Raw genomic sequence first — 5,303 nt, 5'->3', positions numbered from 1 at the left:
GGTGGGTCAATTTTAAATCGGCGTTAGTGGGTCATTTTTACATCGGCGCTGACAGAAGGTGTGATTGCCATCGTGGGCGTATTCTTCATGAGGGATGCGACGTTTCTTTAGCTCGGCTGCAAGATACGCACTGCCTTTTGGTATCCAAGGAAACTGGTCGTTCATGCCGTATTCGATACGAATCGAGCTTAGTTTTTGCGGCTTTTTGAGATAGTGCTCGAGCTTGTCAGGGATAGCACCAAATCCTGACTCCCACATCGCTTTGATTGCTGGGTCGTTCGCATCCCAGTCGTACCATTCGGCCTTGGCTTCGCTATTTTCAATGGGAGCGAAGGCGGCAGCATAGCCTTTTAGTACTCGATACCAGCGCATCGTTTGCCACTGGGTGACCGCGTCTGTTAATCCATTTTCATCAAACAATCCGGCGCTAAACGCATGCATATGTTGAAAGGTATCAGGGTGGCGTAGGGCGAGGTTGGTGGTAGCAAAGCCGCCCATCGAAAAGCCTGCTAGTCCTCTATAATGCGCTTCGCTCAATGTCCGATAGTGGGTGTCGACATAATTGATGACGTCGTTGACTACAAAGTCTTCCCAGTTACCTGTCACGGCCGAGTTGACATAAAAGCTGCCTCCAAACTGATTGGCGCCATTAATGCCAACGATGATCATTTCTGTGAGTGTGTTGTCTTGCGCCAATAGAGTCGACAAGTGTTTGGCAATTCGGTCTGCTTCGCGCACTGAGCCGTTGTAGCCGTGGAGGTAGTAAACGACAGGATAGCGTTTATTACTGGTGTGATAACTCGGTGGCAGAGCGATAAACAGTTGCTGGGTGTCGCTATTCTCTAGGTATCCTGATTGCAATGAAGGAGCTGGGACCTGAATGGTCTCCTTGAGTGGCGAGCTGGCCAAGGCATGGGAAATGGCCATAACCAAAATCAGACAAGTAAGTGCTGCACGGTAGAGTGGTATCACAAAAAACTCCTTCTAAAAATGTGGGTTGATTGGTTTTTGTACAACAATGCAGTCGCCTTAGGGGAATAAGATGCGAAATTGAATACTTTTATGCGAGTGTGTTCATATTTGATGGTGTGAGTTTGATGAAACGGAGAGTTTAAAAATACCGCACCATATCGGATTCGCGCTTCGCTGTGTTTGTCTCAAACACAGCGAAGCGCTAGAATCTAGGTATCAGAGAGGAGAATGACTGTGGGCGCAAAATATACCTATCTCGCTTGGCAACAAACCAATTTAGAAGCGAGCCATAAGTTAGTATTGTTGAAGTTGGCTGACTTATGTGGACAGGATGGCTCCGTCGCTGTTGTGCTCTCAGAGATCGCTAAAGAGTGTTTGCTTGGAGAGTTTGGCCTTGCCGATGTGCTCACTGCGTTGGCGCAAAAGGGCATGCTGCAAAAAGGTCAGGTGAGCTCAAAAGGCCGAGAGCAAGTGCATCACTTTACTCTGTCGCTGTCTGAGCCAAATAGCCTACCGGTGATTGAGACCAGTCGTGAAAATCAGCCGCAACCTACGCCTGTGGTGACAACACCTCAAGCATCCCCAGCGCCTCCTTGGACGTATCATCCGATGAACTTGTACAAGGTGCCAGTGGCGAACCGAGACAGCTTATGGCAGCGGTTTATCCGCGAACGTGATGTACGTAATGTCAATGAAGTGCGTCGTGATTCGATGTTGAGAGATTGGCTAGAAATGATGAAAGGCTCTGGTGGTTTTGAGCAGTACTTTGAAGGTGAGTCGCAAGGGCGAAATGACCGAGTACCAGCCACTCGCCAGCGCACGCAAACGCCTTCGAATGCCAAGTACATTTCAACGCATGACTTGCAAGAGAATGAAATTGCGGAGTGGGCGATGCAGTCTATCCTGCATTCAGGAATGACAGCCGATCCTCATCTGTTTTGGGAGAAATTTGTTGTCTACTACAAAGCACGCGCGAACGAATTTTTGTCGGTCACGCAAATGCTGAATAAGCTGAGACTGTGGATCGTTAACGAGAAACAAGCGGAAGACAGACGAAGACAAGCCGATGAAAGGCGTCGTCAGTCTTTCCAACAAAGCCAGAAAGCGGGTGAAGTAAGTCCGTCGGAAGAGTTTCGTGAATACTTGCGTGGGCAAGGTAAGAATCCGAATTTTTAGTATGATGATCCCGTTGTGGTCACTAAGGTAAAGGGTCAATATGAGTAGTGGCAAGAAGCCAAAAAACTTAGATTTTGGCGCAATGGAAAAGAAGCTCCGCGAAATGGGCGTCAGCAGTAACCTTGAGCATTTGAAATCTGAAAAATCAGAGCCTTCGGTGCAGGTGAGTAAGCCTTCAGAGCCGGCTACCACGCCTAATAAGATGGATGGTCCAAGCACTCAGGTGAGAGCGAGCTCGTCTGTTGAATCACGTCCGGTGGTGAATGACACTCGTCCTATGCTGCAAACCGATGGTGAACCGGAGCGTCAACCGAGTGATTGGTGTAACTACATTTTTGGTACTTTGCTGAGTATTTACGAGTCCACGTGGATAAAATCTTACGGTAGAAGGCCAACAGGTCGTTTTTTAGACTTCGCTGATAGTCTGACTGAAGCCGAGTTGATGCGAGTGATCCAGCACTGCCGTGAGCGCTTACAAGCAGGGGAAAGGTGGCCACCAATTATGGGTGAGCTTGCTCTGCTGAAAAGTCAGTTGACCGAATCTGAGTCGTTGGAAGCTTTAAATCGTGTCGTGAGTAAAACGCCGAAGAATCAAATTGAAAAATGGATCATGCAAAACAAAGGCTACGAGTTAAGACGTTTGCCTCAATCGATGATCGTTCGACGTTTTAAAGAGTTCTACCGCGAAGCCATGAGCCTGCAAGAAAAAGGCAAGTTGGTCACAGAGGCGCCTAAAGCGCTGCCAAGTCAGTCGGTGAAGAATTTGGTGGATCTTAAGCGCGAGGAATATGAGCAGCAGCACGGCAAGGCTCTCGACCCGCGTATACAAGCCATTCTTGACCGTAAAGCTTAACCAATTATCGCGCTCGCTGTTGTAGCGAGCGTCTTACTTTATATCGTTCTGTTATTTATCCGAATCACACTTTATTGATTAATGAGTGAATAATCGCCGTAAGTTCTTTAGAATCACCGCGTGTTTTTCAGCCAGTTGCAGTATCGTTGTGGCAAGTATCAAAATTTCAGTGGATCGAATTCAGCCAGGTCTTCATATCAAGATCCCCCTCAAATGGAATGAACATCCCTTTCTATTCAACGTTTTCAAAATCAAATCTGATCAGCAAGTACAGGTGATCCGTCAACTAGGCGTTAAGTATGTCTATGTTACACCTGAACTTAGTGATGCCTTACCGTTGCCGTTGCCGTTGCCGTTGCCGTTGCAGCAAGCGCTAGCACCTGCCGCGAACGATGAGGCTGCGCAATCAGAGTCCGATGCGCTTTGGCAAGAGAAACAGCAACGTATCGAAGAGCTATCGGCCTATCGTAGGAAAGTCTCCCGTTGTGAAAAAGAATTTGACCGTTCATTGGCGCGTATTCGCAACTTGATGACCAAGTTAAGAAGTCGTCCAGAGCAAGCGGCAAAAGAGGCGGCGCAATTGGTCGATGATATTGTTGAATCGCTGCTATCACAGGACGACGTGACCTTACACCTAATGGGCAGTAAGACGGAATTCGAAGATCTCTATTTCCATTGCTTAAACGTCTCGATTCTGGCGATGATGATCGCGAAAGCGAAAGGGCTTAAGGCAGAAGAGATCAAAATGGTCGCGATGGCAGCGCTATTTCATGACATTGGCAAGGCAAAAATCCCAGCGGCTATACTGCGTAAGAGCACACCGTTGAGCGAGCCTGAAAATAACTACCTCAAACTTCATACCAAATACGGCAGTGACATTGCGAGGGCGATAGACATTTTGCCAGAGAAGGTGATCACGGTTATCGAGCAACATCATGAACTTCTCGATGGCTCTGGTTATCCAAATGGCCTTAAAGGCGATGAGATTGATGTGATCACTCAAATCGTCTCGGTAGCAAATGCGTTTGATAACTTATGCCATCATCAAGATCCCGCAGAGAAGAAGATCCCATATACCGCGCTTTCTTACTTATACAAGCACGCTAAATCGCAGTACAACAATGAGAATTTGAACATTCTTATCAAGTACATGGGTGTTTACCCTCCAGGTACTATCGTGAAGTTGTCGAATGAGATGGTTGGCCTTGTGGTATCCATCAACAGTGCAAGCTTACTCAACCCAAATGTGCTGCTTTACGATCCAAGAGTACCTAAACTGCAAGCTCCTATCATTGCGCTTGAAGACAAAGACTTGAAGGTAGAGTCGGTGATTCATCCTGAACGCTTACCTGAAGAGATCCGTGAATACTTAAATCCACGTGCTCGAGTGTCTTATTACTTTGATGATAACGCCAACTAGCTTTATCAAAGACCAAAACACCTTTAGTGCTTCTCGACCGCTATATAGAAGATCAAACAGCAATGTGTCACCGGTCCGCTAGGCAGAAAGAGCAGCCGAGAACGTCTAGCAGGTTACAGAACAGCGATGGCTGAAAAAGGCGTAGAGGTAAACGCTAACTACATTGTTGAAGGGGACTATGAGCTTGATAGTGGGTATGCAGCAATGGATAAACTCATGAGCCAAGACAAAAAGCCAACAGCGCTGTTCTCTACCGGGGAAGAGATGACCCGTGGAATCATGAAGTATTGCTACGAACATCAAATACGTTGCCTGGAAGGTATCTCTATTATTAGCTACGACAGTGTGAATAGCTGTCGAGGATTGTACCCGCAAGTCACCACACTTGAGTTTCCTATCAGTGATATGGCTCATGAGGCTGTACTTCTTCTCAATGCACAGCTTAAACAAACGGCAAAGAACAAGGTCTGTTGAGTGTTTCTCCACGTATTCCGGAAGGAAACAGTGTTATAAACCGCGCTTAAATGGAATTAAAAGGCGTTTTTTGAACACTTCGACTGTTTTTTCATCAAAAGATCGTTTTTTTGGAAAAAGTGCTAAAAAACACTTGCCAATGAATCGGACATCTCTATAATGCGCTTCCACTGACACGGCAGAGCTCTCAAGGGTTCGAGGCGATAGTCAGTGAGGCATTCAGCTTACAAGATGGTCTTCTAGTTAGATTTGAAAAATCAAAAATAATTAGAAAAAAAGTGTTTGACACTGAGAATCATCTCGCTAGAATAGCCGCCTCTTCAGACGAAACGCAGCAGCGAGCGATTGAAGAGATGTTCTTTAAAAATATAGACCTATCAATCTGTGTGGGCACTCGTTGATGATAAT

5 protein-coding genes are annotated in these 5,303 nt (G+C 46.5%); 4 read left to right on the top strand and 1 reads right to left on the bottom strand.

The window, feature by feature from the left end; translation table 11 throughout:
* Window positions 1-12 precede the first annotated feature (12 nt).
* Entirely contained in the window at window positions 13-972 is a 960-nt protein-coding gene (locus tag ACJB0T_RS21775; RefSeq protein ID WP_479291659.1) for an alpha/beta hydrolase, read from the bottom strand.
* Window positions 973-1,206: 234 nt separating this feature from the next.
* On the opposite strand from ACJB0T_RS21775, the gene ACJB0T_RS21770 reads away from it, so the two are divergent.
* The 4 genes from ACJB0T_RS21770 to ACJB0T_RS21755 all read left to right on the top strand — a co-directional run bounded on the left by ACJB0T_RS21770 (window position 1,207) and on the right by ACJB0T_RS21755 (window position 4,895).
* Window positions 1,207-2,148, top strand: coding sequence for a hypothetical protein (locus ACJB0T_RS21770; protein WP_479291657.1), 942 nt, complete (start codon window positions 1,207-1,209; stop codon window positions 2,146-2,148).
* A gap of 40 nt (window positions 2,149-2,188) precedes the next feature.
* Window positions 2,189-3,001, top strand: coding sequence for a hypothetical protein (locus ACJB0T_RS21765; RefSeq protein ID WP_479291655.1), 813 nt, complete (start codon window positions 2,189-2,191; stop codon window positions 2,999-3,001).
* Between the two features lie 148 nt (window positions 3,002-3,149).
* Window positions 3,150-4,421 (top strand): cyclic di-GMP phosphodiesterase, encoded by a 1,272-nt coding sequence (locus ACJB0T_RS21760; protein ID WP_479291653.1) that lies wholly within the window; start codon window positions 3,150-3,152, stop codon window positions 4,419-4,421.
* A gap of 51 nt (window positions 4,422-4,472) precedes the next feature.
* Window positions 4,473-4,895: a substrate-binding domain-containing protein gene (locus ACJB0T_RS21755; RefSeq protein ID WP_479292329.1), complete on the top strand. Its 423-nt coding sequence runs from the start codon at window positions 4,473-4,475 to the stop codon at window positions 4,893-4,895.
* Window positions 4,896-5,303 lie beyond the last annotated feature (408 nt).

Source organism: Vibrio sp. CB1-5 (genome assembly GCF_059412285.1).
Note: the sequence above shows the minus strand (reverse complement) of the source record. Positions and strands in the feature narration are given on the sequence as shown.